At 61.8% G+C, this 25,644-nt stretch carries 23 protein-coding genes; 6 read left to right on the top strand and 17 right to left on the bottom strand.

The window, feature by feature from the left end:
* The first annotated feature begins 252 nt into the window (after positions 1-252).
* Positions 253-822, top strand: coding sequence for a DJ-1/PfpI family protein (locus ACL2XF_RS04100; protein WP_410014462.1), 570 nt, complete (start codon positions 253-255; stop codon positions 820-822).
* 42 nt (positions 823-864) lie between these two features.
* Here the strand turns inward: ACL2XF_RS04100 and ACL2XF_RS04095 are convergent, their stop codons facing one another.
* The 6 genes from ACL2XF_RS04095 to ACL2XF_RS04070 form a co-directional block, all read right to left on the bottom strand.
* Complete coding sequence (locus ACL2XF_RS04095) at positions 865-1,995, bottom strand: M20 family metallopeptidase (RefSeq protein WP_410014461.1); 1,131 nt, start codon at positions 1,993-1,995, stop codon at positions 865-867.
* Between the two features lie 192 nt (positions 1,996-2,187).
* Positions 2,188-3,498 carry an MFS transporter gene (locus ACL2XF_RS04090; protein ID WP_410014460.1) on the bottom strand — a complete coding sequence of 437 codons (1,311 nt, stop codon included), beginning with the start codon at positions 3,496-3,498 and terminating at the stop codon, positions 2,188-2,190.
* Between the two features lie 26 nt (positions 3,499-3,524).
* The gene (locus ACL2XF_RS04085) at positions 3,525-4,277 is read right to left on the bottom strand and encodes an SDR family NAD(P)-dependent oxidoreductase (RefSeq protein WP_413728063.1); all 753 of its coding nucleotides are present in this window, start codon (positions 4,275-4,277) and stop codon (positions 3,525-3,527) included.
* 14 nt (positions 4,278-4,291) lie between these two features.
* The gene (locus ACL2XF_RS04080) at positions 4,292-5,056 is read right to left on the bottom strand and encodes an acetoacetate decarboxylase family protein (RefSeq protein ID WP_410014458.1); all 765 of its coding nucleotides are present in this window, start codon (positions 5,054-5,056) and stop codon (positions 4,292-4,294) included.
* Between the two features lie 33 nt (positions 5,057-5,089).
* Positions 5,090-6,301 carry an alpha-hydroxy acid oxidase gene (locus ACL2XF_RS04075; protein WP_413728062.1) on the bottom strand — a complete coding sequence of 404 codons (1,212 nt, stop codon included), beginning with the start codon at positions 6,299-6,301 and terminating at the stop codon, positions 5,090-5,092.
* Positions 6,298-7,152 (bottom strand): fumarylacetoacetate hydrolase family protein, encoded by an 855-nt coding sequence (locus ACL2XF_RS04070; protein WP_413723195.1) that lies wholly within the window; start codon positions 7,150-7,152, stop codon positions 6,298-6,300. Before ACL2XF_RS04070 ends, ACL2XF_RS04075 begins: the two co-directional genes overlap by 4 nt.
* Before the next feature lie 280 nt (positions 7,153-7,432).
* Between ACL2XF_RS04070 and ACL2XF_RS04065 the strand changes: the two genes are divergently transcribed.
* Positions 7,433-8,404, top strand: coding sequence for a GntR family transcriptional regulator (locus ACL2XF_RS04065; RefSeq protein WP_410014455.1), 972 nt, complete (start codon positions 7,433-7,435; stop codon positions 8,402-8,404).
* A gap of 75 nt (positions 8,405-8,479) precedes the next feature.
* Here the strand turns inward: ACL2XF_RS04065 and ACL2XF_RS04060 are convergent, their stop codons facing one another.
* The 11 genes from ACL2XF_RS04060 to ACL2XF_RS04010 all read right to left on the bottom strand — a co-directional run bounded on the left by ACL2XF_RS04060 (position 8,480) and on the right by ACL2XF_RS04010 (position 21,891).
* Positions 8,480-9,535, bottom strand: a complete 1,056-nt coding sequence (locus ACL2XF_RS04060) for a cyclase family protein (RefSeq protein ID WP_413728061.1) — start codon at positions 9,533-9,535, stop codon at positions 8,480-8,482.
* 10 nt (positions 9,536-9,545) lie between these two features.
* Positions 9,546-10,862: an MFS transporter gene (locus tag ACL2XF_RS04055; protein ID WP_410014453.1), complete on the bottom strand. Its 1,317-nt coding sequence runs from the start codon at positions 10,860-10,862 to the stop codon at positions 9,546-9,548.
* An 86-nt stretch (positions 10,863-10,948) separates the two neighbouring features.
* Entirely contained in the window at positions 10,949-12,271 is a 1,323-nt protein-coding gene (locus tag ACL2XF_RS04050) for an MFS transporter (protein WP_410014452.1), read from the bottom strand.
* Positions 12,272-12,369: 98 nt separating this feature from the next.
* A complete protein-coding gene (locus ACL2XF_RS04045) occupies positions 12,370-13,320 on the bottom strand; it encodes a phosphoglycerate dehydrogenase (RefSeq protein WP_410014451.1) in 951 nt (316 codons plus the stop codon).
* A 49-nt stretch (positions 13,321-13,369) separates the two neighbouring features.
* Positions 13,370-14,254: a dihydrodipicolinate synthase family protein gene (locus ACL2XF_RS04040; protein ID WP_413728060.1), complete on the bottom strand. Its 885-nt coding sequence runs from the start codon at positions 14,252-14,254 to the stop codon at positions 13,370-13,372.
* A 17-nt stretch (positions 14,255-14,271) separates the two neighbouring features.
* On the bottom strand, positions 14,272-15,420 hold the full coding sequence (locus ACL2XF_RS04035; RefSeq protein ID WP_413728059.1) for an iron-containing alcohol dehydrogenase: 1,149 nt from the start codon (positions 15,418-15,420) through the stop codon (positions 14,272-14,274).
* A 319-nt stretch (positions 15,421-15,739) separates the two neighbouring features.
* A complete protein-coding gene (locus tag ACL2XF_RS04030) occupies positions 15,740-16,816 on the bottom strand; it encodes an ABC transporter ATP-binding protein (protein WP_410014448.1) in 1,077 nt (358 codons plus the stop codon).
* Complete coding sequence (locus tag ACL2XF_RS04025; protein ID WP_410014447.1) at positions 16,809-18,578, bottom strand: ABC transporter permease; 1,770 nt, start codon at positions 18,576-18,578, stop codon at positions 16,809-16,811. Before ACL2XF_RS04025 ends, ACL2XF_RS04030 begins: the two co-directional genes overlap by 8 nt.
* A gap of 19 nt (positions 18,579-18,597) precedes the next feature.
* Positions 18,598-19,665 (bottom strand): ABC transporter substrate-binding protein, encoded by a 1,068-nt coding sequence (locus ACL2XF_RS04020; RefSeq protein ID WP_413728764.1) that lies wholly within the window; start codon positions 19,663-19,665, stop codon positions 18,598-18,600.
* 248 nt (positions 19,666-19,913) lie between these two features.
* On the bottom strand, positions 19,914-20,699 hold the full coding sequence (locus tag ACL2XF_RS04015; RefSeq protein WP_413728058.1) for an SDR family oxidoreductase: 786 nt from the start codon (positions 20,697-20,699) through the stop codon (positions 19,914-19,916).
* A gap of 283 nt (positions 20,700-20,982) precedes the next feature.
* The gene (locus ACL2XF_RS04010) at positions 20,983-21,891 is read right to left on the bottom strand and encodes a GntR family transcriptional regulator (RefSeq protein WP_410014445.1); all 909 of its coding nucleotides are present in this window, start codon (positions 21,889-21,891) and stop codon (positions 20,983-20,985) included.
* Positions 21,892-22,082: 191 nt separating this feature from the next.
* Between ACL2XF_RS04010 and ACL2XF_RS04005 the strand changes: the two genes are divergently transcribed.
* The 4 genes from ACL2XF_RS04005 to ACL2XF_RS03990 are packed head-to-tail and all read left to right on the top strand — an operon-like array spanning position 22,083 to position 25,640.
* Positions 22,083-22,898, top strand: coding sequence for an ABC transporter substrate-binding protein (locus ACL2XF_RS04005; protein WP_410014444.1), 816 nt, complete (start codon positions 22,083-22,085; stop codon positions 22,896-22,898).
* Between the two features lie 45 nt (positions 22,899-22,943).
* Complete coding sequence (locus tag ACL2XF_RS04000) at positions 22,944-23,663, top strand: amino acid ABC transporter permease (protein WP_410014443.1); 720 nt, start codon at positions 22,944-22,946, stop codon at positions 23,661-23,663.
* 10 nt (positions 23,664-23,673) lie between these two features.
* The gene (locus tag ACL2XF_RS03995) at positions 23,674-24,417 is read left to right on the top strand and encodes an amino acid ABC transporter ATP-binding protein (RefSeq protein ID WP_410016780.1); all 744 of its coding nucleotides are present in this window, start codon (positions 23,674-23,676) and stop codon (positions 24,415-24,417) included.
* Positions 24,418-24,476: 59 nt separating this feature from the next.
* A complete protein-coding gene (locus ACL2XF_RS03990; protein ID WP_413728057.1) occupies positions 24,477-25,640 on the top strand; it encodes a M20 family metallopeptidase in 1,164 nt (387 codons plus the stop codon).
* The last annotated feature ends 4 nt before the right edge of the window (positions 25,641-25,644 follow it).

The following is a 25,644-nucleotide window of genomic DNA, read 5'->3' as shown; positions in this document are numbered from 1 at the left end:
GGGCAGGCGGCAAAATATCCCTATCGCGGCGCCGGTTATGACGAAACCTCTCTTAGCGCGCGCATTACGATAAGCCCCCGCCGGCGCTGCGGCGCAGGCCGTCCCGGGGCTGTTTTGTTAGCCAAATGCCATTATTCAGGCGCTTTTTAAGCTAAAATAGCGTCATCAGGGCAGTGAATGCCCGGCTGGCCCTGCGCTGACATGGGCTGAATCTTGTGCCTTTCTCCTCCACCTCTCCAGGGAGTTTTCATCATGACCACAAAAAAGATTTTGCTGCTGGTCGGCGATTACGTCGAAGATTATGAAGCCATGGTGCCGTTCCAGGCATTGCAGATGCTGGGCCATCGCGTGGACGCCGTCTGCCCCGATAAAGGCAAGGGCGAATACGTGCTGACCGCGATCCATGATTTTGACGGCGCGCAGACCTATAGCGAGAAACCGGGCCATCGCTTTGTGCTTAACGCCGATTTTGCCGCCGCGCGGGCGCAGGACTATGACGCCCTGGTGATCCCGGGCGGCCGGGCGCCGGAATATCTGCGGCTCAATCCCGCGGTGATCGCCTTGGTGCAGGAATTTGACGCCGCCGATAAACCCATTGCCGCCGTATGCCACGGACCGCAGATCCTGGCGGCGGCCGGCGTGCTGAAGGGCCGCACCTGCAGCGCCTACCCGGCCTGCGCGCCCGAGATTCGCCTGGGGGGCGGCCAGTATGCCGATATCGGCGTCGATCAGGCCTGGGTGGACGATAACCTGGTCACCGCGCCGGCCTGGCCCGCCCACCCGCAATGGCTGGCAAAATTCGTCGAGCTGCTCGGCCGCTAGCCCTAGCCCCTGAGGCGCTACCGGCGCCATGCCGGCCGCGCCTCAGTCGATTTCTCCGCGGATAATTTCGGCCAGCAGCGCGGCCCGCAGCGGGATATCGGCGATAATGATATGTTCATGGCGGGCATGGATGCCGGCCCCGGTGGCGCCCAGGCCGTCAAGGGTGGCGATGCCCAGCGCGGAGGTGAAATTGCCGTCGCTGCCGCCGCCCACCGCCTTGCCCGCCAGCGCGACGCCCAGCCGTTGCGCGGCGCGTTGCGCCTGGCTAAACAAGGCCATGTTTTGCGGCGTTTGTTCCATCGGCGGCCGGGACATGCCGCCGGTTATCTCGATGCTGATCCCCGGCAGTGTCGCGCAGATGCCGTGAATCGCCGCCAGCAGGCGTTCCGCCTCCGCCATATGCGTGACGCGCAAATCCACGCCAAGGTAGGCCTGGTCGGCCACCACATTGATTTTGCCGCCGCCCTGCGCCGCCCCGACGTTAACCGTGGTGCCCATCTGCGGCGCGTTCAGGCTGTGCAGATACAGGATTTGATGCGCCATTTCCTGGATGGCGCTGACGCCCTCCTCCGGATTATTGCCGGCATGGGCGGCGCGTCCGGTAATCCTGATATCAAAGCGGCCCACGCCCTTGCGGGCGATTTTCGCCTCATGGGTATGGGCAACGGCTGGTTCCGCCACCAGCACGCGATCGGCGCCGGCCGCCTGCCGCTCTATCCATTGACGCGAGCTGGGGCTGCCCAGCTCCTCATCCGACGGGCATATAAAGACGACCCGTTGGCCGTGCAGCAACCCGCATTGTTGCAAGGCGCGCACCGCCCAGATCGCCTGGACCAGTCCCGCTTTCATATCCAGCACGCCGGGACCGAAAAGCTTGCCGTCCCGTTCAGCCATCTCCAGTTCGTCGAGTTCCCACACAGTATCGAAGTGGCCGAGAATGCAGGTCAGCCCGGGCCCCTCGCCGACGGAAAAGGACAGGTGATCGCCCAGCGTCTCCTGCCGGTATACCTGCGCGTCCGCGCCCAGGCGCTCGACCGCCATGCTTTGCAGCACCGCGCCGCACCGGTCCACCGCGGTTTTATTTAACGACGGCGACTGCGCCTGTACCAGGCGCTTGATATCGCCAAGGAGTTCGCAAGCGTGTCGTTGCAGGTAGTCATAGGGAGTTGGCATGGGTCGGTTTCCTGTCCGGGAGAGCGGGTGGGTGATGACGGATATCTATAACGTACTCTGCATCACATTTCCATACCGGTGTGAGTGAGAACGGCGCAAGCGCCCGCGCGATGGCGGCGACGGCATGGCCAAGACCGCCGCCGCTGACCCGTACGGCTTTGCCGCTGGGTTTTATCGTCCTCTTCTCCAGGGCTAATGATGGCGCAGGCCGCTGCGCAGGGTTTCGCCATAGGCCAGCGCGGCGATGAGCGACGCGCCGGCGGCGGCGATGACAAACCAGGCGGGCGACTGCAAATCCCCGGTGGCGCTCACCAGCCAGGTGGCGATAAAAGGCGCGGTACCCCCCAGCAGAGTGACGGGAATATTCAGGCTGACGGACAGCCCGGTATAGCGGATGCGGGTAGGCATGATTTCCGCCATGGCGCAGAGCGCGGTGGCCGAATGCGGGGCAAACGCCAGGCTCATCAGGCACAGCCCCAGCACCGTCTGGTTAAAATTGCCGGCGTTAAGCAGATGAAACGCCGGATAAGTGACCAGCGCAATGGCCAGCGAACTGGCGATCATCAGCGGGCGCCGGCCGATGATATCGCTCAGCCAGGCGAACCCGGGCAGCAGGCAGCAATAGAACGCCAGACTGTACAGATTGGCGCGCTGCGCCTGCGCCAGGGAGAACCCCAGCACCACCGACAGATAGGTGGGCGAATAAATATAATAGATATAAATACAGGCGGAAGGCGCCGCGATCAGCCCCATGCCGATCAGGATGGCGCGCCATTCCTGGCGTAATCCCGTCAGCAGCGGGGCTTTTTCCACCCCGGCGGATTTTTTCACCTTGGCGAAATGCGGCGTTTCCTCCAGCTTCAGGCGCAGATAAAGCCCGACGAACCCCAGGGGCAGCCCCGCCAGGAACGGCAGGCGCCAGCCCCAGGCATGCAGGTCTTCGGCGGACAGCAGGGCGGTCAGCGCCGTCGCCACCCCGCCGCCGGCCAGCAGCGCCAGGCCGATGGTGAAGGTTTGCCAGCCGGTATATAACCCCCGCCGGTGCGGCGGCGCGTATTCGGAAATAAACGACGTGGCGCCGCCGTATTCGCCGCCCACCGAGATTCCCTGGATCAAGCGGGCCAGCGTCAGGATCACCGGCGCGGCCAGGCCGATGGTGTCGTAGGTCGGCATTAAACCGATGACCGTGGTGGAGCCGGCTATCAGCATAATCGCAATCGACAGCGGTATTTTGCGGCCGTAGCGATCGCCCAGATGGCCGAAGATAATACCGCCCAGGGGACGGGAGGCGTAGCTGATGGCAAACACCGCAAAGGTGAGCAGCAGGCTGGCGGCCTGGTTTTCCGCCGGGAAAAACAGCCGGGCGATCACCGAGGCGAAATAGCCGTAAATCACAAAGTCAAAATACTCGATGAAATTACCGATGCAGGCGGCGACCAGCGCCCGTTTATGCTGCGCGGTCACCCGCGGCGCATACTGCGCCGTGATAATTTTTGAACTCATGGTGCATCTCCTCCAGGGGGATGGGATCAGGCCACGGTGCCGCCGCCGTCTACGACCAGCGACGCGCCGTTAATATGACTGGACGCCGGTGACAGTAAATACGACACCATCTGCGCCACATCGTCGGGGGTGCCGTACGGCGCCGTCGTCGCCCGTTTGATGCCGCCGCCCGGCGCCTGTTCGGCCGCCATGCGATCGATGGCCTCGATCATGGCGGTTTGCGTGGGACCGGGCAGTACGGCGTTGACCCGCACTTGGCTGCCGACGCATTCCAGCGCGCTGCTCCTGACCAGGCCCAGCACCGCGTGTTTACTGGCGACATAACCGGCCATGTTGGCACGGCCGCGTATCGCCGACGTGGAGGCGATGGCCACGAAACTGCCGCCCTGCCGGCGCAGCAGCGGCAACGCGTACTTCAGGCAATAAAAGGTGCCGCAGGTATTTACCGCCAGCACCTGGCGAAACATGTCGCCGGGGTAGTCGCTTATCTCCCGCACGGCGCCCGCCATGCCCGCGCAGCTGACAAACCCCTGGCATCCGCCGTAGAGACGGGCGGCGGCGCCGGCCAGCGCCGCCACATCGCGCTCGCTGCCGATATCGCCGGCCACAGCCGTCGTTTCGGCGCCGAGCGACGCGCACGCGCGCCGGCACGCCTCAAGCGCCTGCGCCTCCTGTTCCGCCAGCACCAGGCGCCATCCCTGCCGCGCCAGGGTTAACGCCACCGCGCGGCCGATGCCGCCGCCCGCGCCGGTAATAATCGCCACCGGATCTGTCATCATGGTGCTCTCCGCGATCAGGGATAAAGACGCGCCAGCAGGCGGCGATCTTCCACGGCGAACCCGCCGCCATACACATCCGAGGTCATGAAATGCGCGCTCAGCACCTCAGGCTCCAGCGCCGCGATGGGATCAAACGGGCTGGCGTGCAATGTCCAGTCGATATGGCCGCGTACCGGCGCCGAATAGCGCAGCGGCGTGCGGCGATAGACCACATCGGCATAGGCGGTGGCCGGTTTTTCCGGATCGGGCAGGCGGCGCACATGAATTTCGCCCGCCGGCTGTTCCGCCTCGTCGGTGAGCAGCACCAGCGGCGCCGCGGCGTCGGGAGTAAAATGGAAATCCGCCAGCGGCACGTTGCGCCGCCGCACCCAGCCGCTGATTCGGCCGTCGTCGGTTTCACGGAAGGCGTAGTGGGTATCCTTTTTGGTGTAGCCGAACAGCTCGCGGCCGGCGCAGATGCCCATCGGGTCGCTGCAATACATGAAGATATGGGTTTGGGTAAACAACGACTGGTAACGCACCGGCACCGTGACCATCAAATCAAACATTTCCCCGCTGTGTAGTGCCAGGGTATGGCCGGGCGAAAGCATGAAACGGAACGCCACCCGGTCGTTGACCAGTTCGAAAGGGGTATCGCGCAGCAACGCCTCTACCTTGCGCCGTTCGACCCGGGTCACCACTTCCAGCGTGCGCAGCGGACATTCCCATTCCACGGGGTAAGCCGGCGCGTAGGGAGGATTGACGCCGCTGTCGGGATGCATTTTGTAATCGCCAAACATATAACACTCCTTTCCAGGATCCAGGGTTGATGTTCAGGGCGCCTCGGCGATGGACCGAAGCGCGGGGGTACGCGGCGCCGGCGCCGAGGCGACGGCAGGCCAGGGATAATCGACAATGGCGTCCGGACCAAGCTGCCCGAGGGCGGTGACGCCGCACAGCGCCATGGTCGCTTCCAGCTCCTTGCGCAGTATGTCAAGGCACAGGGCCACGCCCTGCTCGCCCAGGGCGCCGAGACCGTACAGAAAAGCGCGTCCGATCATCACGCTGTCCGCCCCCAATGCCAGGGCGCGCAGCATGTCCTGGCCGCTGCGGATGCCGCCGTCCATGATGATTTCGCCGGCATCCCCGACGCTGTCGGCAATCGCCCGCAGCGCGCTGATGCTGGACGGCGCGCCGTCCAGTTGCCTGCCGCCGTGGTTGGAAACGACAATGGCGTCGGCGCCGGCGCCGAACGCCCGGCGGGCGTCGCCGGCGTCCATGATGCCTTTAACAATCAGCCTGCCGCCCCAGCGCTGCTTCACCCAGTCGATATCGTCCCAGGTAACGGTACGGTCGAACTGACGGCTGACCCACTCGGCAAAACCCAGGGTATCGGTGACTCCCCGCGCATGGCCGACGATATTGCCGAACGTCCGGCGTGGCGTTCTGAGCATGGCGGCGCACCAGCGCGGGTGCGACAGCATGGACAGGATGCCGGACGCGGTCAGCGCCGGCGGCACCGACAGGCCGTTGCGGATATCCTTATGGCGCTGCCCCTGGATCGGCAAATCCAGCGTCAGCACCAGGGCGGAACAGCTTGCCGCGCGGGCGCGGGCGATCAGATCGGCGATAAACCCCCGATCCTTCATCATATACAGCTGTAGCCAGAACGGCTGCGCGAGCCGGGCGGCCAGATCCTCGATGCTGCAGATGCTGACGGTGGACAGGGTGTAGGGCACGCCGGCCGCCGCCGCCGCGCGGGCGGCCAGAATTTCGCCATCCGGCCAGATCATGCCGGTCAGGCCGGCGGGCGCCAGCGCCAGCGGCAGCGCGGCCGGCTGACCCAAAATGGTGGCGCGGGTACTGATATCGGCGACATTGCGCCCGACCTGCTGGCGGAAATGCAGCCGCGCCAGATCGAGGCTATTGGCGCGGTAGGTGGACTCGGTCCAGGATCCGCTGTCGACATAATCGTAAAATAATCCCGGCACGCGCCGCCGTGCCAGGCGGCGGAGATCGTCCACGCAGGTGATGACCGGCTTCATAAGCCCGCCCCGGCCGCGACGACGGGATTATCCTGCTCGCCCAGCCCGCCGATGCCCGCCCTTACCCGCTGGCCGGGCGCCAGATAGACTGGCGGCCGTAATCCCATGCCCACGCCCGCCGGGGTGCCGGTGGCGATAATATCCCCCGCCTGCAGGCTCATAAACCGGCTGACATAGGCCAGCAGTTCCGCCACGCCGAAAATCATATCGCGGGTGGAGCCGTCTTGGCGGCGCACGCCGTCCACCTCCAGCCACAGCGGGAGATCCTGCACGTCGGTAATCTCATCCGGCGTCACCAAATACGGCCCGAGGGGCGCAAAAGTATCGGCGCATTTGCCTTTATCCCACTGGCCGCCGCGCTCCAGCTGATAGGCGCGCTCCGACACATCGTTGAACAGGCAGTAGCCCGCCACGTGTTCCATCACCCGCCCCGGCTCCAGGTAACGTCCGTCCTGGCCGATAACAATCCCCAGCTCCACTTCCCAGTCGACCTTGGCCGCCCCGGGAGGAATTTCGATGGCGTCAAAAGGACCGGTGATGGCGCTGGCCGCTTTTAAAAACAGGATAGGCTCGGTGGGCAACGCCATCCCGGCCTCCCGGGCGTGGTCGCGATAATTCAGTCCGACGCAAATGATTTTACCCACCCCGGCGATACAGGGCCCCAAACGCGCCTGCGCCGGAACCCGCGGCAATGTGCGCGCATCCAGGCCGTGCAGCCGCCGCAGCTGGCCGGAGGAAAGCGCGGCCCCGCGCCAGTCGTCGATTACGCCGCCCAGATCGCGCCGCTCTCCCTGACGGTCAATCATGCCGGGCCGTTCCCGCCCGGCGTCTCCCCACCGAAATATCTTCATCCGTCTTCCCCTTGCCCGGCCATCACCGGCTGGCGACGGCGCAGGCATTAATATGTACTTTGCATACAAAACACATTTACTTAAGGCGAAATGCATCAACATGTCAAAAAAAAGTTAACGAAATGATAAATCCGTCACTTTTTATGCCCTGGATGTGAGAGCGATCACGTAAGGAGTTTGATGCGTTGGGACGGCATAATGAAAAACGATGCCGCTAGCCGATGGCGGCGATTTGATTGTGATATGCTGATAAACAGGTACTCATTGAAATGATTAAGCTATGTCGGAATCTACGGATAAACACTCTATTCAGCATCGCGCCTATCAGCTGTTGAAATCCATGATCGACGACGGCCGGCTCTCTCCGGGCGAAAGACTGCTGGAGGTGCATGTGGCCAAGGCGTTCGGCATCAGCCGTTCCCCGGCGCGCCATGCGCTGAAAAGACTCTGCGAGCAACAGCTTATCCAGGAAGTCGAGGGACGCGGTTATGAAGTGGCCGGCGCGCGCGCGACGGACGGCGTGGCGCACCATGCCAATCTGGATATGATCAAAATCCCGGCCGTAGCGCGCTGGGAAAGCATGTACGGCCAGCTGGAACAGGCGCTGTGCGCCAGTATTATTTTCACGTCCGTGCGTATTATCGAAGAACGCGTGGCGGAACATTTTAACGTTAGCCGCACGGTGGTAAGGGATGTGCTGGCCCGGATGCACAGCGTCGGGCTGGTCAGCAAAGACGCGCCCGGCCGCTGGATTGCGCCCCAGGTGACGCCGGAACGAACGCATCATCTCTACGAAATCCGCTGGCTGCTCGAGCCGCCGGCCCTGCTGCAGGCCGCGCCCCGGGCGCCAAGGCTTCATATGGAGCAGGCGCGCAACCGGGTAAAACAATCGCTGGGCGGCTTTCCGCGCGACGGGTTTAACATGGATGTGGTCGAAAACGATTTGCACGACATTTTATTGTCGTATTGCCCCAATAAAGAAATCCTGCAGACGCTGGCGCGCACACGGATTTTATTTGTTCCCACCCGCTATTTATTTGATCCGGTGCTGCAAATCCCGCTATCGTTAATCGAGGATGCCCTGCACGAGCACCTGCACATCTACGATCTGCTGCTGGCCCATGACCATCAGGGGGCGGCGGATACCCTGTGCCGCCATCTCCAGCGTGCGGATGAACGCTGGCTGCAGCGGTTCAGCAGCGCTTTCGGGCTGCCCAAGGTGCAAATTCCCGCCTATCTGGTGCCGCTGTGACGTCCGGGCCCCTTTTCGCTGACCTCCCGGCCGCGGCGCCGGGACGTCGGTACGGGGATCTCTTTTTATCACGGCTTACACCGTGGCAACCGGCGTGACGGGCGAGCCTACCGCGCCCGGCAGCCGCAATGGCGGCGCGGTCAGCAAGAACGCGTGGCGTTGATGGGCGCAAAGCCAATCGGCGAGTTCGCTTAAATGCCACAGCTCGCCCAGGTAAACGCCCAGCCGGAACAGGCACAGATCGTGCAGGGGATGCGAGGGATAAAAATCCTGGTGCAACGGGCGCGCCGGCAATATTTCCACGGCCGGATTGTCGGCGATTAACGCTACCACGCCGCATTCTGCAACCCATTGGCGCAGCGCCGGATCGCCGCCGTCCAGGCCGGCAAAATGATGTGCGAGATAATCCGCGTCCGGGGCGCCGCCCATGGCAAATATAGCCTCATCCATACCGGTACGGAAACACACCATATCCCCGGGCCGGATGACGATATTGTCCGCCGCCAGGATCTGTTGCAGCTGCGCATAGCCAAAGGCAAAGCGCCGGATGCCGAAATGCTTTTTGATGTCGATCATCACCGCCCGGCCCTGGACGCCATGCCGCGCCATATTTTCAATACCCAGCCGCTTTGCGCCCTGGTGGCCGCCCTGGCCGCAGCCGCAGCCGCAGCCGGGCCGGAAATCACGCTCGCCGATGATATCCACACCGGCGCGGTAGCCGTTATAGAACACCATTTCGGGCGTGCCGTCGCCGCACATGTCGAACCATTGGCCCATATGCGCCAGGCTGTCCCACTGCGTGGAATATTGCAGCGCCAGCGTCACGCTGTCGTCGCAGATAATATCGGTCAGGCGAGCGTCATCGCGCGACAGCGGATAGGTCATGTTGGGATGCTCGCCGCGCCGCGTGGCGTTAAGCCTGGGCGGCGGCCGCCTGGGATTCATCGCCGTGCCGCCGGGCAGATCCAGCGGCAGGCTCAGGCAAAAGGTGCGACCGGTTTTTACCTCGGCCACGCCCTCGCGCACTTTCTCAGGCGTCAGCAAATTAAGCCGGCCCAATTGATCGTCGGGGCCAAAATCGCCCCAGGTGGCGTATTCCGGACGCCGGGTCCAACGCGTTTGTTCGCTCATCGTCCTCTCCTTACGCCTGCGGGGTTAAGCGCATCGGCTCGACCCTGGGCAGCCACACGGCATAAATCAACGCGCCGAACAGCCCCACGATCCCCGCCAACACCAGGGGAATCACAAAAGAATGGGTAAACTGCATCAGCACGCCTATCAGTATCGGTGAAATAATGCCGGCGAGATTGGCCGCCATATTCTGGATGCCGCCGATGGTGGCGACATTGGCGCGGTTGGGGGCCACGTCCGAGGGCAGCGCCCATAGCGCCGCCGAGGCGAAGGTCGCGGCAAAGTTGGCGAAGCAGAGCGCGGACAGCGCCAGGGTGACGGTAGGTGAAAAAGCGGCCAGGCCAATCACCGAGCTGCCCAGCATACCGCCCACCAGCGGAATTTTACGCGCCACCGACAGCGAAACGCCGCGCCTTACCAGGCTGTCCGATAGCAGCCCCCCGCACCAGCCGCCGACAATGGCGGCGATACCGGGCAACATGCCCAGCAGGCCGAACTTCATCAGCGAAAGATGGAAGGTTTCCACCAGATAGGTGGGAAACCAGGTAAAAAAGAAATAGGAAACAAAGTTGATACAGAAAAAGCCGGCCATCATGGCCTGCACGGTACGCTGCGCCATGAGCTGGCGCACGCTCATCGGCGCGCCGGTGGCCTGCTCCTGGTTGGCCTCGATAAACGCCACCTCCTCCCGCGACACCGTGCCGTGCTGGCGGGGGTCGCGATACCACAGGTACCAGCCTGCCGCCCAGATGACGGCCACCAGGCCGGAAATGACAAAGGTCATGCGCCAGCCCACCCCGGCTATCAGGAACGAGATCAACGGGATAGCCAGGGTGCCGCCGATTTTGCTGCCGTTATTAAAGGTGGCGGCGGCAAAACTGCGCTCCTGGCGCGGAAACCAGCGGGTGACGGTCGCCGCGCTGGCGGGATAGCTGGGGGCCTCGACGGCGCCGAGCACAAAACGGAACCCCACCAGGGCGCCGATGCCGTGCGCCAGGCCGCAGGCGGCGGTGGCCAGGCCCCAGCCCAGGCTGCTGATGGCGAAGGTTACCCGCGGTCCCCACTTATCCACCAGCCAGCCGCCGGGCAGTTGAAATAACACATAGCTCCAGAAAAAGGCGGACAACAGCAGGCCGCTGTCGGTGCTGGATAAATGCAATTCCTCCGACATAAACGGCATCGCCACGCTCATGGCGGCGCGATCGATATAATTGATCGCGATGCCGACGGACAGTACGGTGAGAATAAGAAAGCGCATTTTTCCCATAGCCCTCGCGTTAACGACGGTCTCGGGCATAGCCGCGCTGTTATTGGAATCAAGCGACATAAAGCCTCCATAACATGATGGTTAACGGCAGGTATCCGAACACACATCATCGCGCCGGCGGCGGCCGGGCGATGATGTGCGGCAGGCTAGGCACGGCTGCGCAGGGACACCGGCCGTTTGCCCGCCGGGGCGTCCTCGACGATGGGCTCCACCTTCCCCATCAGGAACAGGTAGTTGATAATGCCGAGCACCACCAGCCCGGCGGAGAACACCAGCGCAAAGGTAAACGAGCCGGTGGCCGCCACAATGGCGCCGGTCACGATGGGACCGATGGCGCCCCCGAGGTTGGAGACGGTATTTTGCAGGCCGGCGACGATGGAGACGCTGTTTTTCGGCGCCACATCGCCGGGCAGCGCCCAGACCTGCGAAGCCGCGACGGTGGTGCCGGATTTCGCCACGCACAGCAGCAGCACGGTCATGAAAATGGAATCCGTAAACGGGGCGAAACCGATGCACAGCGCCATCAGCAGGCCGACTGTCAGGAACAGCTTGCGCGTGGCGGTCAATGACAGGCGCCCGCTCTCCACCACGCGATCCGAGGCCCAGCCGGCGACCACTTCAATCACCATGCCGCAGATCAGCGGCAGCGCGGCCACCATGCCCATCTTGATAAAATCCATGCCCTTTTCCTGCACCAGATAGGTCGGCAGCCAGGTGATAAAGAAATAGGAGGTATAGTTTATGGTGAAAAAGCCCAGGCACATGGCCCAGATATTGCGATAGCGCAGCAGCTTGTACCACCGCATCGGCAGCACGGATTTGTCGCCGTGTTTCTGCACCTGTCCGTCCAGGATATAGCTGACTTCCTGCGCGCTGATGCGTTTATGATCCGCCGGGTTTTCGGTATAGATGAAATACCAGGCGATCACCCACAGTATGCCGATGCCGCCGATGATCATAAACGTCAGCCGCCAGTCCACCATATAAATCATCCATACGATAAGCGGCATGGCCACGGCGCCGCCGAACTTCGAGGCGCTGTCGAACAGGCCGGAGACGGTGGCGCGTTCCGTGTCGGGGAACCAGCGCGCGGTAATGCCGGCGTTGCTGGGATACGCCGCGGCCTCGCCGACGCCCAATGCCAGGCGCAGCGCCAGCAGGGATTTAAACCCGGTGGCCAGCCCCATGACCGAGGTGGCGATGGACCACCAGGCCACCGCCAGGCCGAGCCCCTTTTTCTGGCCGAAACGGTCGGCAAACCAGCCGGCCGGAATTTGCAGCAGCGAATAGGACCAGAAAAACGCGGCCATGATAAAGCCCATCATTTCCGCGTTCAGGCTGAGTTCTTTGATCAGGTGCGGTGCGGCGGCGGAGAGTACGGTGCGATCAATATAGTTAATGGCAATGGCCAGCCACATCAGTCCGGCGACCCACCAGCGAATGCGCGATTTAGCAGCTATTGTATTCATCGTCAACGAGCCTGTAGAGGAGAGGTTTAAGTCGCCGGATAACGTATTATCCGGCATTGCATACCAGGCGGCGGCCGCGCCCGTTATTTTCGACGCCGTTATAGCGCGTTCATGATATTCACCGGCCGCTCATGCTGGCAGACGCACTGGATAATCTGCTGTACGCAGCGTTCGCCGATGGCGCTGATGGCGCCGTCGGTATAGCCGGCGATATGGGATGTCGGCAGGAAATTAGCCAGCGTAAACAGCGGATGGGCGGCCAGCGGCTCCTGGGTAAACACATCGGCGGCCGCGCCGGCGATGACCCCGTCGCTGAGCGCCGCATACAGGTCCTGTTCGTTAACCACGCCGCCGCGCGCCACGTTGATCAGGAACGCCGAGGACTTCATGCGCTTGATGCGCGCCGCGTCGAATAAATTGCGCGTCTCATCGGTCAGCGGCGTATGCAGGGTAATAAAATCGCTTTCGGCGGTCAGCCTGTCCAGCGTGACGAATTCGACGCCGTGTTCGGCGGCAAAACGTTCGTCCGGGTAAAAATCAAACGCCAGCACGCGCATAGCGAATCCCCGCGCCCGCAGGGCCACCTGCTTGCCGATATTGCCCAGGCCGACAATGCCTAAGGTCTTGCCGTAGACGTCGGTGGCAAAAATACGCGGCCAATCGCCCGCGCGCGTGCCGGCCACCGCCTGCGTCACCTGGCGCGCGCCGCTCAGCATCAGGGAAAAGGCAAAGTCGGCGACGGCATGCTTATTGGCGTCGGGTACGTTGGTGACGTAAATGCCGCGCGCGCGCGTAGCGTCCAGATCGATATTATCGACGCCGACGCCATGTTTGCAGACGATCTTCAGGCCGGGCGCTGCGTCGAGCAACGCGGCGTTGACCTCGGTAAAGGCGACGATCATCGCCACCGTGTCCGCCAGATGCGGCTCAAGGGCGGCAAGGGGCGCGTCCGCGGGTAACATTATCAGTTCAAAACCCTGTGCTTGCAGCCGGTCGATGGGGGAAGCATCGTATTTGGCAAACGAGGGCGAGGTGCAGATCACTTTCATCGTAGCGTCCTGGTAGGTCACAAGGCGGCACCCGGGTGCCGCGCCGCCATCACTGCAGATATTGATTCACGATCTGGCGAATCTTCTGCTCCTGTTCCGCGCTGAACCGGACGGCGTAACGGCTTTCGCCCACGTCATGGCCCATCAGCGCCACCGCTTTTTTCACCGCCGCCGGAGAAAAGGCCACGCTGTAAAGATCGGTGCGCAACCCTGTCACGTTTTCCTGCGCCCGGCGCGAACCCGCGATATCGCCGGTATGGAACAATGACCAGATGGCGTTGATTTCACGGGGCGCGACGTTGGCCAGCCCGGAAATACAGGCGGTGCAGCCGTCGACAAAACCTTGGTGAATCAGGGAGTCAGGGCCATTCAGCACGTTAAAACCGTCGATGTCCGCGGCGACTGCCAGGAAACCACTCAGGCTTTCGTAGCTGCCCGCGCTGTCCTTGATACCGATAATATTGGGGTGCTGCGCCAGGGCGCGCACGGTATCCGGCTGTAACGTATTGCCGGTGCGCGCCGGAATATTGTAGAGGAATACCGGCACCTCGAGGGCGTCCGCCACCGCCCGGTAGTGAGACATTAATTCATCCTGTTTCAGCGGCACAAAATACGGCGTGATCACCGAAACCGCGTCGACCCCCAGTTTGGCCACCTGCCGGCCAAGGCGAATGGTATCGCGCGTGGATATTTCACCGATATGGGCCACCACCGCCGCCTGGCCCGCCGTTTCATCGACGCAGGTTTCGGTAACCGCCAGCTTTTCACGCTCGTTAAGCACGAAGAACTCGCCGTTGGTGCCGCCGCAGAAAATCCCGTTGCCGGCGTCCAGCTGGCGCCGGATCTGCGCGCGCATCTCCTTGGGATGGTATTCGCCCTGAGGGTCGAAGGTGGTGACGATGGCGGTCAGTACGCCTTGAATAGTATGGCTCATAATATCCTCTTGATTAATCAATAATTCTTTTGCGGAAATAATGCCAGGTAGATGCCGCGGACATCCGCCGCGCTCACGGGCGCGGGGACATTTTTCATCAGCCGCTGTACATCCAGCGCCGCCGTCACCAGATAAGAGAGATTATCGGCGGCGATCCCCAGCTCATCCAGGCTGGCGGGAAGCCGCAGACGTTTTACCAGCGCGGCGAAATAGTCCACCAGCGCGTGTGATTTCTCTTCCTCGTCAAGCGACGTATCGGCCGTGGGCAGCAGATCGTAGGCCCGGGCGAATTTCTTTACCGCCGCCGGCCGTACGAAGCGCATGCAGGGAGCGAGCAGGATAGCGTTGGCCACGCCGTGCGGAATATGGTACTTGCCGCCCAACGGGTAGGACATGGCGTGGACCAAATGGGTGCCGGCGTGGGCAATCGCCGCGCCGCCGTAATAGGATGCCCACAGCATATCCAGACGCGCTCCCAGGTTGGCGGGCTCGGCCACCGCGGTTTCCAGGCTGGCGAACAGTTTTTTCAGGCCGATCAGGGCATAGTTATCGCTGACCGGGTTGGCGACGGTGGCGGTAAAACATTCGATTAAGTGGCATAACGCATCGATGCCGGTGGAGGCGGCGATATGCGCGGGCATGCTGGTGGTGAGTTCCGGCGCCAGCGCCACGATATCGGGCAGCATGATCGGCGAAATGATGCCGACTTTGGTCTCTTGTTCCGGAATGGCCAGTATGGCGTTGGGCGTGGCTTCCGAGCCGGTGCCGGCGGTGGTGGGGATCAGCATCGAGGCGACGCGGGCGCGCGGTTTTTCGCCGGCCAGCAGCGCGTCAAGCGTCGGCGCGCCGGGCACGCACAGCACCGAAAACAGTTTCGCCACATCCAGCACGCTGCCGCCGCCGATGCCGATAACCATATCGACGTCCCGCACCTCCAGCGACGCCAGGATGCGCGCGACGTCATGCTGACTCGGCTCCGGCGGCACGCTGTCGATAATATCCACCCGGCGGTCCGGGCTGCGCGCCTGTGCCATCACCGCGCGCACCGCGGGTATGGCGGCGATATTTTTATCCGTCACCAGCAGCACGCGCCGCTTATCCTTAATAAGGTAGCCGATGTCGCTAAGCGCCTGGTAACCGCTGATAACGGTGCTATTGATATTCATTAATCCCGCCTCGCCTCCGACGCCCTGTTCTGATGTCGTTATATTGATTATATTTTGTCATTTTGACCGCATTACTCTTGCCTGTCTTGGCTATTTTATAGGTTATATGCGCCATGATTACCTTGATCATGCTCACATTTAATCAATTATGATTTTATATAATCACAAACAATCATTTTGTCGCCGGCGGGGTAAGCGCCGGGTCAACGGCCTGCGGGAAGGAGGTAACGAGAAAGGCCAGCGGGAACGCTGGTGGGCGATATTGACGTGACAGGGTGTCACTTTTTAATCCGGTCCGGGGTCAGCCGGCGTTCAACGTCTATAAAGGAAAGATCCAGACCTGTCCGGCGGGCAATGACAGCCGGCACAGCCCGTCACGCGCGGCGGTATCGCCATAGGCGCGCACCGGTATGCCCTCGGCGGCGGTGCGGAACAGGTATTCCCAGCGGTTGCCAAGGTACATGCGGGTCAGCAGCGGCAGTGAAAGCGTATTATCCCCGGCATCGGCGGCCCCGTCGGCAAAGCGTACCTGTTCCACCCGGATAACGGCCGCCGCCTCCTGCCCGACCGCCAGCCCCGCGCCGGCGCCGCCCCACAGCGACCAGTCCTGGCCGTCGATGCGCGCCCGCCCCTCGCGCAGTTCCATCACGCGGCCGTTCAGGCGGTTGTTGCTGCCCATAAACTCGGCGGTAAACAGGGTCGCCGGCGCGCCGTACATTTCCTGCGGGGTGCCCTGCTGCTCTATCCTGCCGTTATTGAGCAATAAAATCCGGTCTGAAATGGCCATCGCCTCGTGCTGGTCATGGGTGACCATCAGCGCCGACAGGCCGAGCCGGATAATCAGCTCGCGCAGGAACACCCGCGCCTCCTCGCGCAGTTTGGCGTCCAGGTTGGAGAGCGGTTCGTCGAGCAGGATAATGGGCGGGTTATAGACCAGCGCCCGGCCGATGGCCACCCGCTGTTGCTGTCCGCCCGAGAGCTGGTGGGGGTGGCGTTGGCCCAGATGCCCCAGGCCCAGCTGATCGAGTACCGCCTGCACGCGGCGGGTCAGCTCCGCGGACGGCACCTTACGCAGTTTAAGGGGGTAAGCGACGTTGTCGAATACCGTTTTGTGCGGCCAGAGCGCGTAGGACTGGAATACCAGCCCCAGGTTGCGTTCCTCCGCCGGCAGCTCGACGCCGGCGGCGCCGTCGTACAGCAGGGTATCGCCGATGGCGATGCGGCCCTCGGTGGGTTTTTCCAGCCCGGCCACCGCCCGCAGCAGGGTGGTCTTGCCGCTGCCTGAAGGCCCCAGCAGCGACACCACCTCCCCCTGCGCCAGCTGCATCGATACCCCGCGCAAAACCGAATTATCGCCGTACTTCAGGTGCAGGTTCTCCACCGACAGCTCAATCATACATTTTCACTCCAAAACGTAAGGCGACGCCCAGTCCGAGCACGACAATCAAAATATTGATAAACGACAGCGCCGCCACGATGTCGATGGCCCCCGCCGCCCACAACGACACCAGCATCGAACCGATGGTTTCAGTGCCGGGGGAGAGCAGGTATACGCCGGTGGAATATTCACGCTCGAAGATCAGGAACATCAGCAGCCAGGAGCCGATCAGGCCGTAGCGGGATAACGGAATGGTGACATGGCGGGTGACCTGGCCCTGGCTCGCGCCGGTGCTGCGCGCGGCTTCTTCCAGCTCCGGCCCCACCTGCAGCAGCGTCGAGGAGATCAGCCGCAGCCCGTACGCCATCCAAACCACCGTGTATGCCAGCCATACGCTGAAAATGGTGTTGCGCAAGGATCGCAGCCAGACGATAAAATGCTCGCGCAGCCCGTCGGCAAACGGCAGCGCCGATAATAATCCGTCTTTCAGGGAGCGATCCAGCCACATGGGAATAAACAGGAACACCCATAAAAACGCCAGCCCCGCGAGCAGGCCGGGCACGGCCCTGGGCACCAGCACGCTGTAATCCATAAAACGGGTGACGCCGTCCGGTTTGCGATGCAGCGCCAGGCCGATAAACAGATAACACATTACCGCGATGGCGCCGCCAATCACGCCGATGCTGATGGAATTGACAATGGCGCGCATCAGATTGGTCTGCCCGAGGATGAGGCGGAATGTCTTGAGCGACAGCTGCGCCCAAATATCCACCCCCACCCCCCAGTTGGTGATAAACGCGCGCAGCATGACGCCCGCCAGCGGTACGCCGATGGTGACCGTCAGCCACGCCACCACCACCACGCCCGCCACCCAGCGCCATTTACCCAACGGCAGCAGCCTGGCCTGCGCGGCTTTGCCTTTGACGGTGACAAAGCGGTTCGCGGTGCGCATCAGCCGCCGCTGCAGCATGACCAGGGGCACGGTGAGGCAAATCAGCACTACCGCCACCGCCGCCATCAGATGATAGGACGGCGTGCCGAGCTTATTGGTCAGTTGGAACAGATAGGTGGCCAGCACCAGGTTGCCTTCGGGATCGCCGAGCACCAGCATCAGGCCGAACACTTCCAGCCCGAGGAAAAACAGCAGCACGCAGGCGTAGAGGATCGCCGGGCGCACCATCGGCAGGCTGACCGAGAGCATCACCTGCAGCGGGGTGGCGCCCACCGTGCGCGCCGCCTCCTCCACATCCGATCCCACGCTCCTGAGCGCCGAGGAAATGTACAGATAGGCGTGCGGCACGTGGGTCAGACCGGCAATGACCACGATGCTGCTCATGGCGTAGATATCCCACGGAATAAAGCCCACCAGGCTTTGCGCCCAGAGCGAGAAAAAGCCTACCGGCCCCGCCGCCACCACGTATCCGAACGCCAGCACCATCGGCGAGACAAACACCGGCACCAGGATCAGCGGCTCGATAAACCGGCGGCCCGGCAGGTCGGTCCTGATCATCAGGAACGCCAGGATGCCGCCGAGCGGGATGGCGATGGCCACCAGGCCGAAGGCCAGGATAAAGCCGTTGCGCAGGGCTTTATAGAAGTCGGGATCGGTGAAGATAAAGCGGAACGCCCCCAGGCTGAACACCTTTGAGGGTGAAAAGAACGGGGCGGACAGGAAGCTTTGGATAATGATAAATGACAGCGGTACATAGATAACCAGCGCGGTTAACAGCACGACCACGCCTCTCGGCAAACGCCGCCAGGTAGTGCGCAATGTCTTCATAATGATCCCTGACGGCCGGTTATTTGTTCACCGCGGCGCGGAATTGTTTGATGAACTCCAGCCGTTTATTTTGTTCCAGGTATTCCAGCAGGGTTTCATCTACCGGGATCGGCTTGAGCGCGCCGCCCAATTTTTTGGTCATGCCGTCAAGATCGTTGTCGCCGGCGATATCATTGCGCAGTGAGGTGATATCGGCCTTATTGGCCAGTACGTCCTGCCCTTGCGGCGACAGGACATAATCCAGCCAGAGTTTGGCGGCATTTTTATTTTGCGCCTCGCTGCTGATGAACATGACCCGCGAGAGCACCAGGATATAGTCGTTGGGATAAGAAACGCCCATGGAGGGGTCGGTCTTGATGCGGGCGTCGGCATAGGATCCGAGGATGTTATAGCCGATCAGGTTTTCCCCGGAGGAGACCCGTTCCAGCATGGTGCCGGTGGACGACTGTACCGACAATCCTCCTTTGGCCGTCTGGGCCAGGGTGTCGAAGTAATGCGGGTCGGCCTTCATATCCTGTACCGACAGCATGAATCCGAGGGCGGATTTTTCGATGTCGTAGGTGGTGACCTTGTTTTTGAATCGATCCGGCTGGCTTTGGATTAATTTGGCCAGCGCGGCATGGGACGCGGGAACTTCATTGGCCGCAATCAGCCGTTTGTTGTAGATAAATACCAGCGGTTCGAAGGTGGTGCCATAGGCCTTTTCCTTCCATACCGACCATTTGGGCAGGTTTTTCACTTCCGGCGAGGCGTATTGCAGCGCATAGTCGGTGGCCAGTTTGAGCGCGGTATCCATGGACGAGCTCCAGATAACGTCGCCGCTGTTGCCGCCCGCCGCCTGCTCGCTGATATACCGGTTATACAGTTCGGTGCTGTTCATATCGTTATATTCCACTTTTATTCCGGGATACGCCGCCTCGAATCCCTGGATCAGGGGCCCCGCGGCCTGGGTATCGGTTGTGGAATAGATAATAACCTTGCCTTCCTTTTTCGCGCCGTCCACCACTTGCTGGTAGCCGGCCGGGTAGCCCGCCGGCAGCGCCAGTGCCGGGGCGGCTGCGCCCAGTAAAACAGCCATACCGACCATAGGAATACTGAATTTCGTCGACATGCGTTATGTCCCATAACAATTATTGTAAGAAAAATTAACATATAGTTAAAGAATCCACCGGCGCAATAGCGCCTTTTCGTTATCTTCTTAATTTGTGAGTAGGCGCATATAAAAAAATTGCGCGGCGGTGAGGGGGGACTGCACCATTTTGAGGCGCGCCGGCGGGGCGTAGATCGCGGACGGAGGAGACCGCCGGCCAGGTGCGGGCCGGCGGGAAGCGTGGCTTAGAGGGCGGGGATCATGCCGCCGTCGACGCGGATTACGCCGCCGGTCATATAAGAGGCCTGGCGGCTGGCGAGGAATGCCGCCACCGCGCCGTATTCTTCGGGTTTGCCGTAGCGACCGGCCGGGATCGTCGCCGCGCTTTTAGCCGCTATCTGTTCGACGCTGAGGTCTTCCCGTGCGGCGCGGGCGGCGTCCAGCTGCCCTACCCGTCGGGTGGCGATGCGGCCCGGCACCATGACGTTTACCGTGATGCCGTCGCGGGCCACTTCAGCGGCGAGGGTTTTCGACCAGCCGGCCAGCGCGAGGCGTAGGGTGTTGGAGATGCCGAGATTGGCAATGGGCGCCACGATGCCGGACGAGGTGCTGGTGATAATGCGGCCCCAGCCCGCCGCGCGCATGTCCGGCAACACTTTGTCGGTCAGCAGGATGAGCGATCCGACCATGGCGGAAAACTGGGCGTTCCAGAGTTCCGGCGCCACGCCCGCGGCCCCGCTGGGCTGTGGGCCGCCGGAGTTATTGACCAGGATGGCTACCGGCCCGAGGGCGGCGCGGATATCGGTCAGGATGGCGTCAAAGGCGTCCTGGCGGGTGAGATCCAGTGTCCAGGCGCGGGCGCTGCCGCCCTGCGCGTTAATCAGCGCCACGGTTTCATCAAGCGTGTTTTGCGTGCGTCCGCAGACCGCCACCTTGGCGCCTTCCGCCGCCAATGCCAGCGCGATGGCGCGCCCGAGGCCGCCGCCCGCGCCGCTGACCAGCGCTACGCGCCCCTGAATGCCAAAATCCATTACCGACTCCTGTTTGATTGAAATAATGATTTAACAGCGGTGTATTCCGCCTGGTGTTAGCGCAATGTTGGCGTGCCATGAAGCGCTCGGTCGGGCGGGAACACCACGCCCGATTTGACCCCATTGGCACGGTCTCCCTTGAACATGTCTGCTTTGAGCCCGGTGTTGGCGGGCTTACCATGCCATGGGGCTCGGTTTGGCGGGAATACCACGCCCGATTGGACCCCATTGGCACGCTTTCCCTTGAACACGTCTGCTTTGAGCCCGGTGTTGGCGGGCCGCCTTAATCCGGCTTGCTGCTTTTACTGACCTTAGTGCGTCCGTTTTCGTAGGCGGATTGCAGATGACGGCGCATGATTTCCGCGGCTTCGGCCATGTGTCCTTCCAGGACGGCGTCGATGATCGCCACATGTTCGCCGCACCATTCGCGCACCCGCTGCTTATTGGTATAGCTGCCGAATTCCAGCAGACGACGCAGGCGGTTCTGCTGTACGATGGCCTGCAGGATAAAAATATTGCCGCTTAATTCCGCCAGCGTTTCATGGAAGCTGGCGTCGGTGTCGAAAATCTGCCGCCCGTCGACGCTTAAGATATCCGGGTGTGAAATCAGGAACATATGCTGCTGGCGCAGGCGCCTGAGCGTGTTTTTATCCGCCTGGAAGCCGGGGGACAGCAGCGCGCCCGGCTCAATCATCAGCCGGAACCGGTAACCGTTGCTGAACGCCACGTCGGTATTGAGCGTCGGCAGGAACGACCAGCCGTGGCCTTTATTGCGCGCAATCAGTCCGTCCTCGGACAAGCGCAGCAACGTGCGCGCCAGGACATTGCGATCGACGTCATAGCGCTGCGAGATCTCGGTTTGGGTCAGGGATTCCGGCAGTTTGCCGGCGATGCGGTCCCGGACCAGCTGTTCATACAGGTCCTGATCGCTGCTGGCGGGTACATCAATGCTGATGCGCTGGATTTCATCATAGGGCTTAACCAGGAAAAATCCCTGGTTGCGCCGCGTTTCGATGATGCCCAGTTCGCACAGCAGTTTCATGGCCGCGCGCACCGGGGTGCGGGAGACGCCCGCCATATCCGCCAGTTGCTGTTCGCGCAGGTGATGCCCCGGCTCGAATTTCGCCTCGCGTATCAGATCCAGGATTTGATTTGCCAGTCGCCGTCCGCTGGCCGTCGCCGTTTGAGTCATGGAGTGCCGCATCCAAAAAGTATTTGTTGCATACTATTATACAATAACCCATTAAACAATAACACCTTCAAATAGCGTGCAAGCCCTTATATAGTGCAGAATGTGCACCAAAAAAGAGCCTTGACAACCCCTTTCAATTGTATTTAATGATACACAAAGAGCAATTACGCTCATCACCCCCGGAGCCTGACATGTCTAAAAACTTGTTTTTGCGTCGCTATGCCGTCGTTACCCTGGCCGCGTTATGTCTGGGCGCCCCCCTGATGAGCCAGGCGGCGCCTGAGCTGGTCAGTAAGGGCGAGCTGACCTATGGCACCGCCGCCACCTTTATGCCGTTTGAATACATGAAGGACGGCAAGCTGACCGGCTTTGATATCGACCTGATCAACGCCCTGTCGGCCAAGCTGGCGCTGAAACCGCAGCCGATGTCCATGGAGTTCAAGGGATTGATCCCGGCATTGCAGGGTAAGCGTCTGGATATCATCAACTCGGCGATGTATATCAACCCGGTGCGTTCCGAGCAGGTGGAATTTGTGCCTTACCTGAAAATCGGCAGCCGGGTGGTGGTCGCCAAGGGCAATCCGGAGAAGATTACCGGCCGCGACCTGTCGCTGTGCGGCAAGAGCATTGCCGTGACCCTCGGCGGCATTGAGGAAAGCCAGGCGCGCGTGAGCAGCAAAGCGTGCCAGGACGGCGGCAAGGCGGCCATTAACGTCATGACCTTCCCGGCGGCCACCGACTCGGCGGTGGCGGTGGCGCAAAAGCGGGCCGATGCTGAATTTCTTTCCACCCCGGGCGCCGTGGCGCTGCTGAGCGAAAAAGGCGATACCTTCGAAACCACCGGCGATGAATTCGAGGCCGATACCCATATCGGCATTGCGCTGCGCAAAGGCGACGCGCAGATGAAAACCCTGATTGAAACCGGCCTGAAAGAACTTGTTGCCGACGGCACCTACCAGAAATTGATCGCGAAATGGCAGTTCCCCGCGTCGGTGGCTATTTTTTGATCATCACCACGTTTTCCGACCGGTCCCGGCGTTTAAGGAAAGTCCATGTCCCTTGATCTTGTTTGGCAGTACCTGCTCTCCCCGGCGTTCTTCCAGGGCGCGTTAATGACCCTGCTGTTGACGGTGTGCTCGTTGTTTTTCGGCATCATCATGGGATTGGTGCTGGCCCTGTTACAGGAGTCCCGGTTACGTATCTGCACGGGGCTGGCCTTCTTTTATCTCTGGCTGTTTCGCGGCACGCCGGTGCTGTTCCAAATCATTTTTGTCTATAACGTCCTGCCCGGTTTCGGCGTGCGGTTCTCGGCGTTTACCTGCGCGATCCTGGCGCTGTCGCTGAACGAGGGCGCGTATATGGCCGAAATCCTGCGCTCCGGACTGCAGGCGGTACGCAGCGGACAGCGCACCGCGGGCATGGCGCTGGGCATGACCGGCGGGCAGATCATGCGCAAGATCGTGCTGCCGCAGGCGGCGCGGATTGTGCTGCCGCCGATGGGCAACCAGATGATCAGCATGCTCAAGTCCAGCGCCCTGGTCTCGGTGATTGCGGTGCAGGAACTGCTTCTTATCGCCAACCAGACCGCCAGCGCCAGCTTCCGCTATTTCGAGGCCCTGTGCGCCGCCGGTATCTATTATCTGGTGCTGACCACCCTCTTTATGTTGGGCCAGGCCTGGCTGGAGCGTTACCTCGACCCGAAAAAACGCAGAAAGCCGGCGTTGTCATTCACCGAACGCCTGCTGCGCGGCAGTACCGGCACGACACACTGAGGGAAAAATGATGAAAAGCACAAAACCGGTTCTGGAGATCATCGGCGTCGATAAACATTTCGGCGCGCAGCATGTGCTGAAAAACTGTTCGCTTAACGTGGCCGAGGGCGACACCGTGGTGCTGATAGGCCCCTCCGGCTCGGGCAAATCCACCCTGCTGCGCTGCGTCAACCTGCTGGAACCCATCGAAGGCGGCGCCATTTTTTTCCGCAACCAGGATATTACCCATGCCGATATCAAGCCGCACCGGCTGCGCCAGGACATCGGCATGGTGTTTCAAAGCTATGAGCTGTTTTCCCATCTCACCGCCGCGGAAAACATTATGCTCGCGCCGATGACGGTGCGCGGCGTCAGCCGCGCCGAGGCCCAGGCCCAGGCGCTGGAACTGCTGGGCAAGGTGCGCATACCGGACAAGGCCGACGCGTTTCCCGACGAGCTGTCCGGCGGCCAGCAGCAGCGGGTGGCCATTGCCCGCGCCCTGGCGATGAAACCCAAGCTGATGCTGTTCGACGAGCCGACCTCGGCGCTGGATCCGGAAATGATCCGCGAGGTGCTCGACGTCATGGCCGATCTGAGCGCCGAGGGCATGACCAGTATCGTGGTCACCCACGAGATGGGGTTTGCCCGGCGCGCCGCCAACCATATCGTTTTTATGGAAAACGGCGAAATCATTGAAAACGCCCCGAGCGAGAAGTTTTTCGGCGGCGATGTGAGCGAGCGGGCGCAGCGCTTCCTCGACCAGATATTGCACTGATAGTTAGTGCCAATCATGCATGCCCTCGTCAGGGCGTTTATTCACCTCAGGAGATGTCGATGAGTCTTTCATCGCCCGATATCGGCAGGATGAAACGCGATCTTGCCGCGCTGGTCGCAATCAATACCGAAAACCCGCCGGGGCGCGAGCGCGAAGCGGCGGAACATATCAGCCGGCTGCTGGCCGATGCCGGTTTTGACCTGACGCTTAGCGAATACCTCCCTGGCCGCACCAATGTCATTGCGCGCCTGGAAAATGGCGCCGGTCCCTGCTTCGCCTTTAACACCCATATCGATGTGGTGCCGGCGGGCGACGGCTGGAGCCAGGATCCCTTTACGCTTACCGAGCGCGACGGCAAATTGTATGGCCGCGGCTCCTGCGACGCCAAAGGGCCGCTGGTGGCGATGCTTGAGGCGATGCGCATGCTGGCGGCGCATCGCGACGGCTGGCGCGGCACCCTGATGGGGATTTTCGTCGCCGACGAGGAGGTGGCCAGCGAAGGCGCCAAATTCTACGTGCGCGAGACGCCGGCGAAAATCGACTACGCGGTGATTGGCGAACCGACCTCTAACAGCACTTATTCCGCCCATAAAGGCAGCCTGCGTCCGCTGGTGCGGGTGCACGGCGTTACCGCGCACTCCGGCACGCCGGAGCTGGGCGAAAACGCCATCTTCCGCGCGGCGCAGCTGCTGGGTCTGGTGGAACATGCCCACGAACACAGCGTGCGCTGCCATTGCCACCCGCTGGTGGGATCCGCCAGCCTGACGGTGACGCGCATCAACGGCGGCCATGCGGATAACGTGCTGCCGGACAGCTGCGAGCTGCTGCTGGACCGGCGCATGGTGCCGGGGGAAGACGAAGAGCAGGTTAAACAAGAGATCCGCGATCTGCTTACGCTGGCGCGGGAAAAGTTCGGCGTGCGCAGCGACATCGTCACCTTTAAACCGACCACCGGCGGCGCGACGGAAACCGACTCCGGCGATCCCATCGTACTGGCGGGCCTGGATGCCTGTCGCGCCCACGGCAATGCGGAGCCGGGGCCGTTCGGCTTCCAGGGCGGCTGCGATCTGGTGCATTTTCGCAGTCTCGGCACCAAGGGCATCGTTATCGGCCCGGGATCCCTTGCCGACGCGCACAAACCCGATGAGTTCGTGCCCATCGATGAATTTATTGCCGCCAGCGAGATCTATCGCGACGTGGCGCTGGCGATGATGAGCCGCTAAGGAG

This window comes from Sodalis sp. RH19 (genome assembly GCF_047324215.1).
Classification (GTDB): Bacteria; Pseudomonadota; Gammaproteobacteria; order Enterobacterales; family Enterobacteriaceae; genus Acerihabitans.
The sequence above is the reverse complement of the archived record's forward strand: the minus strand, read 5'-3'. Positions and strand labels throughout refer to the sequence as shown.

Bases quoted from the DNA above. Each gene is read 5' to 3' on its own strand.
- ACL2XF_RS04005 (WP_410014444.1), top strand. From the start codon at position 22,083: ATGTCTAAAAACTTGTTTTTGCGTCGCTATGCCGTCGTTACCCTGGCC.
- ACL2XF_RS04025 (WP_410014447.1), bottom strand. From the start codon at position 18,578: ATGAAGACATTGCGCACTACCTGGCGGCGTTTGCCGAGAGGCGTGGTC.
- ACL2XF_RS04100 (WP_410014462.1), top strand. From the start codon at position 253: ATGACCACAAAAAAGATTTTGCTGCTGGTCGGCGATTACGTCGAAGAT.
- ACL2XF_RS04055 (WP_410014453.1), bottom strand. From the start codon at position 10,862: ATGTCGCTTGATTCCAATAACAGCGCGGCTATGCCCGAGACCGTCGTT.
- ACL2XF_RS04075 (WP_413728062.1), bottom strand. From the start codon at position 6,301: ATGAAGCCGGTCATCACCTGCGTGGACGATCTCCGCCGCCTGGCACGG.
- ACL2XF_RS04040 (WP_413728060.1), bottom strand. From the start codon at position 14,254: ATGAGCCATACTATTCAAGGCGTACTGACCGCCATCGTCACCACCTTC.
- ACL2XF_RS04000 (WP_410014443.1), top strand. From the start codon at position 22,944: ATGTCCCTTGATCTTGTTTGGCAGTACCTGCTCTCCCCGGCGTTCTTC.
- ACL2XF_RS04095 (WP_410014461.1), bottom strand. From the start codon at position 1,995: ATGCCAACTCCCTATGACTACCTGCAACGACACGCTTGCGAACTCCTT.
- ACL2XF_RS04045 (WP_410014451.1), bottom strand. From the start codon at position 13,320: ATGAAAGTGATCTGCACCTCGCCCTCGTTTGCCAAATACGATGCTTCC.
- ACL2XF_RS04030 (WP_410014448.1), bottom strand. From the start codon at position 16,816: ATGATTGAGCTGTCGGTGGAGAACCTGCACCTGAAGTACGGCGATAAT.
- ACL2XF_RS04060 (WP_413728061.1), bottom strand. From the start codon at position 9,535: ATGAGCGAACAAACGCGTTGGACCCGGCGTCCGGAATACGCCACCTGG.
- ACL2XF_RS04090 (WP_410014460.1), bottom strand. From the start codon at position 3,498: ATGAGTTCAAAAATTATCACGGCGCAGTATGCGCCGCGGGTGACCGCG.
- ACL2XF_RS04015 (WP_413728058.1), bottom strand. From the start codon at position 20,699: ATGGATTTTGGCATTCAGGGGCGCGTAGCGCTGGTCAGCGGCGCGGGC.
- ACL2XF_RS04085 (WP_413728063.1), bottom strand. From the start codon at position 4,277: ATGATGACAGATCCGGTGGCGATTATTACCGGCGCGGGCGGCGGCATC.
- ACL2XF_RS04065 (WP_410014455.1), top strand. From the start codon at position 7,433: ATGTCGGAATCTACGGATAAACACTCTATTCAGCATCGCGCCTATCAG.
- ACL2XF_RS04080 (WP_410014458.1), bottom strand. From the start codon at position 5,056: ATGTTTGGCGATTACAAAATGCATCCCGACAGCGGCGTCAATCCTCCC.
- ACL2XF_RS04050 (WP_410014452.1), bottom strand. From the start codon at position 12,271: ATGAATACAATAGCTGCTAAATCGCGCATTCGCTGGTGGGTCGCCGGA.
- ACL2XF_RS04020 (WP_413728764.1), bottom strand. From the start codon at position 19,665: ATGGTCGGTATGGCTGTTTTACTGGGCGCAGCCGCCCCGGCACTGGCG.
- ACL2XF_RS04010 (WP_410014445.1), bottom strand. From the start codon at position 21,891: ATGACTCAAACGGCGACGGCCAGCGGACGGCGACTGGCAAATCAAATC.
- ACL2XF_RS04035 (WP_413728059.1), bottom strand. From the start codon at position 15,420: ATGAATATCAATAGCACCGTTATCAGCGGTTACCAGGCGCTTAGCGAC.
- ACL2XF_RS04070 (WP_413723195.1), bottom strand. From the start codon at position 7,152: ATGAAGATATTTCGGTGGGGAGACGCCGGGCGGGAACGGCCCGGCATG.
- ACL2XF_RS03990 (WP_413728057.1), top strand. From the start codon at position 24,477: ATGAGTCTTTCATCGCCCGATATCGGCAGGATGAAACGCGATCTTGCC.
- ACL2XF_RS03995 (WP_410016780.1), top strand. From the start codon at position 23,674: ATGAAAAGCACAAAACCGGTTCTGGAGATCATCGGCGTCGATAAACAT.